The 3,982-nt window shown below is 29.0% G+C and carries 2 protein-coding genes and 1 other annotated feature; both genes read left to right on the top strand.

The genetic code is table 11. The features are described 5' to 3' along the window. Positions 1-187: 187 nt before the first annotated feature. Positions 188-354: a binding site (T-box leader), on the top strand. A gap of 124 nt (positions 355-478) precedes the next feature. Next, the gene (locus tag HMPREF0216_RS12540; RefSeq protein WP_005214829.1) at positions 479-1,870 is read left to right on the top strand and encodes a glycine--tRNA ligase; all 1,392 of its coding nucleotides are present in this window, start codon (positions 479-481) and stop codon (positions 1,868-1,870) included. Positions 1,871-2,052: 182 nt separating this feature from the next. Beyond that, positions 2,053-3,429: a UDP-N-acetylmuramoyl-L-alanine--D-glutamate ligase gene (gene murD / locus HMPREF0216_RS12535; protein ID WP_005214828.1), complete on the top strand. Its 1,377-nt coding sequence runs from the start codon at positions 2,053-2,055 to the stop codon at positions 3,427-3,429. Positions 3,430-3,982 lie beyond the last annotated feature (553 nt).

Here is a 3,982-nt window from a genome sequence, read left to right as displayed (position 1 = left end):
TCGAGTCCTCTTCGCGGAGCCATTTTAATTTTAAAGAGTTTTGTAGGAGCAGATAATGTCTGTTGATACAAAACTCTTTTATTTTTTATAATTTTTAGAAAGTTTATTTATATAATAAAAAAGTCTTTTTAAATAGGTATGTTACTTGACATATAATAGGCTTTTGGTAAAATTAAAATATAATTTAATATACGCAATGATAAAGAAGAGTAATTTTATTTATCTTTTCAGAGAGATGATGGTTGGTGTAAATCATTAAGATAGTAAGATGAAAGGAGCTTTTGAGTGTAATTTATGAAAGTTGGGCTTTAGCCAAGAAGGGTGGAACCGCGGAAAGTTATTTTCGTCCCTTTGTGGTTATAAGGCTTTTTTTATTATAAAAGAATAAATGTGACTAGTTTTAATATAGCTAACTAATTTATTGCAAATATAACTCAATAGATTAAATTGTCACTAAAAAAATTGGAGGTAAGAAAACATGGCAGTAGAAAAGACTATGGATAAAATCGTTGCTTTATGTAAAAGCAGAGGATTTGTATTTCCTGGATCAGAAATTTATGGAGGACTTGCAAACTCATGGGATTACGGTCCATTAGGAGTTGAGTTCAAAAATAATGTTAAGAAGGCTTGGTGGAAAAAATTCGTTCAAGAAAGCCCATACAATGTTGGTGTAGATTGTGCTATATTAATGAATCCAGAGGTTTGGGTTGCATCAGGACACGTTGGTGGATTTTCAGATCCATTAATGGATTGTAAAGAATGTAAGTCAAGATTTAGAGCAGATAAGCTAGTTGAAGATCATATGACTGAAAATGGAGCAGAGGTTGCTACAGCTGATGGATGGACTAATGAAGAATTAATGGAGTACATAACTAAGAACAACATAGTTTGTCCTAAGTGTGGAAAAATGAACTATACAGATATTAGAAAGTTCAACTTAATGTTCAAAACTTTCCAAGGTATAACTGAAGATTCAGCTAGTACAGTATATCTAAGACCAGAAACTGCTCAAGGTATATTTGTTAATTTCAAATCAGTTCAAAGAACTTCAAGAAAAAAAGTACCATTTGGTATAGCTCAAATTGGTAAGTCATTTAGAAATGAAATTACTCCAGGTAACTTTACATTTAGAACAAGAGAATTTGAACAAATGGAATTAGAATTCTTCTGTAAACCAGGAACTGATTTAGAGTGGTTTGGATATTGGAAAGATTACTGTTGGAACTTCTTAAAGAATTTAGGTGTTAATGAATCTAACTTAAGAATGAGAGATCATGGTGAAGAAGAGTTATCATTCTATTCAAATGCAACATCTGATATAGAATACTTATTCCCATTTGGTTGGGGAGAACTTTGGGGAATAGCAGATAGAACAGACTATGACTTAAAGAAGCATGCTGAACATTCAGGAACAGATATGACATACTTAGATCCAACAACTAATGAGAAGTATGTTCCATATTGTATAGAACCATCATTAGGTGCAGATAGAGTTGCTTTAGCGTTTTTAGTAGATGCATATGATGAAGAAGAATTAGAAGGTGGAGATGTTAGAACAGTAATGCACTTACATCCAGCATTAGCTCCATATAAGGCTGCTGTATTACCACTATCTAAGAAATTATCAGAAAAGGCTGATGAAGTATATTCAATGTTAGCTAAAAACTTTAATATTGAATACGATGAAACAGGAAGTATTGGTAAGAGATACAGAAGACAAGATGAAATAGGAACTCCATTCTGTATAACAGTTGACTTTGAGACTGAAAATGATGGATGTGTAACTATAAGACATAGAGATTCTATGACTCAAGAAAGAGTTAAGATTGAAGAGTTAAATGACTTCATAGCAAAAAGTTTAGAATTTTAATTAATAATACTGAAGGTAATTCCACAAGAGTTGCTTTCAGTATTTTTTTTATTAATTATTAAAGCGATAAAATCCTATATGGATAGAATATAATATTCTATAATGTTATAATTAGAAAGAAATGGGACAGAATTAAAAAGATATAATAAAGTAGCTTTGATATAAATAAGTTGGAGGTAAATATGAAAAAGGATATTAATGAATTTAAAAATTTTATTAAGGGAAAAAATGTTGCAGTTGTAGGAATTGGGGTTAGTAATATACCTTTAATAAATTTTTTAGTAAAGTTAGGAGCTAAAGTAACTGCTTTTGATATGAAAACAGAAGAAGTATTAGGAGAAGTTGCTATAGAATTTAAAGAAAAAGGTGTAAATTTAGAATTAGGAGAAGGATACCTAGATAAGTTAGTAGGTTTTGAAGTTGTATTTAAAACTCCATCTATGAGAATTGATTGTGAAGCATTAGTCAAGGCTAAAAATGAAGGTGCATATATAACATCAGAAATGGAAGAGTTCGTTAAGTATTGTAGAGGGAAAATATATGGAATAACAGGCTCTGATGGAAAAACAAAAACTACCACTATAGTATCTAAGTTATTAGAAGCTCAAGGATATAAAACTTGGGTAGGGGGAAATATAGGTACACCGCTATTTTCTAATATAGAAGAAATTGAAGAAAATCATATGGTAGTATTGGAGTTATCGAGTTTCCAACTTATGACTATGGATACTGCAGTTGATGTTGCCGTAGTTACTAATTTAGCACCAAACCATTTAGATATGCATAAAGATATGCAAGAATATATTGATGCAAAGAAAAATATATTCTTATATCAAAATAAGGAAAATGTATTAGTTGTAAATAGAGAAAATGAAATAACTTATGGATTTGAAAATGAAGCTAAAGGAGAAATAAGAGAGTTTTCTTCTAAAAGAGTGCTGGAAAATGGCTCATATTTTGAGAATGGAGTTCTATATTTAGAAGGCAAAGAAGTATGTAAGAAAGATGATATAGTTATTAAAGGAATGCATAATGTAGAAAATTACTTAGCTGCATTTATAGCAACAAAGGATGATGTTGAATTAGATACAATGAAAAGAGTAGCTGAAAGCTTTACTGGAGTTGAGCATAGATGTGAGTTAGTAAGAGAAATTGATGGAGTAAAGTATTATAATGATTCTATTGCATCAAGTCCTACAAGAACATTAGCTGGATTATTTGCTTTTGAAAGGAAAGTTATATTAATAGCGGGAGGATATGATAAACATATACCTTTTGCTCCTTTAGCAGAAAAGGGATATCCATTTATAAAAGAATTAATACTTCTAGGAGATACCAAATATTTAATAAAAGAAGCTTTTGATAAATTAAAAGAAGAAAAAAATATAGAGGTACCTATTATTATTGTTAATTCTTTAGAAGAAGCTGTAATTAAGGCAAAGGAAATATCACAGCCAGGAGATATCGTAACATTAGCACCAGCATGTGCATCGTTTGATATGTTCCCTAACTTTGCAATAAGGGGAAATAAGTTTAAAGAAATAGTAAATAGTATATAGTATATAGTATATAGATTAAAAAGAAGTAGTATTGTTACTATTTCTTTTTTTATTGCTATTAATATTTTTTCTTATATAAAGATTGAAAAAAATAAAAGTTAATTGATATAAAATGAAATTTATTAATTGATTTTTAATATTTTACTTAAGTTTTTTTATGAAAATAAGGTTGTTTTAATATAGATTTTAGAGAGAAGTTAAAGAAAAAGGCGTCAACAATTCCTAGTGTATCAATATGAGAAAAAAAGAGTAGAAAAGAGAAAAAAGGATAAAAAAGCATATAAATTATTATTAAAGTAATATATATATATTAAATTAACTATTAAACATGTTAATATAAAACACGTCGTCGGGAACAAATGAAACAAACGAAGCGAAATGTTTCTGATGAATGTGAAAACAACTTAGAAAAAAACAAAAAAGTTTTTTAAAAAAAGTTGTTGACATAAAAAAAGAAAAATGTTATTATAAATAGGCAGTCAGGTTGATTGCGAATTGATCTTTGAAAATTGAACAGAATAAAATTTAAGAACCAGCAATTCTTTTGAGAGTC

The sequence above is a fragment of the Clostridium celatum DSM 1785 genome, from assembly GCF_000320405.1.
Classification (GTDB): Bacteria; Bacillota; Clostridia; order Clostridiales; family Clostridiaceae; genus Clostridium; species Clostridium celatum.
Note: the sequence above shows the minus strand (reverse complement) of the source record. Positions and strands in the feature narration are given on the sequence as shown.

Bases quoted from the DNA above. Each gene is read 5' to 3' on its own strand.
- murD (WP_005214828.1), top strand. From the start codon at position 2,053: ATGAAAAAGGATATTAATGAATTTAAAAATTTTATTAAGGGAAAAAAT.
- HMPREF0216_RS12540 (WP_005214829.1), top strand. From the start codon at position 479: ATGGCAGTAGAAAAGACTATGGATAAAATCGTTGCTTTATGTAAAAGC.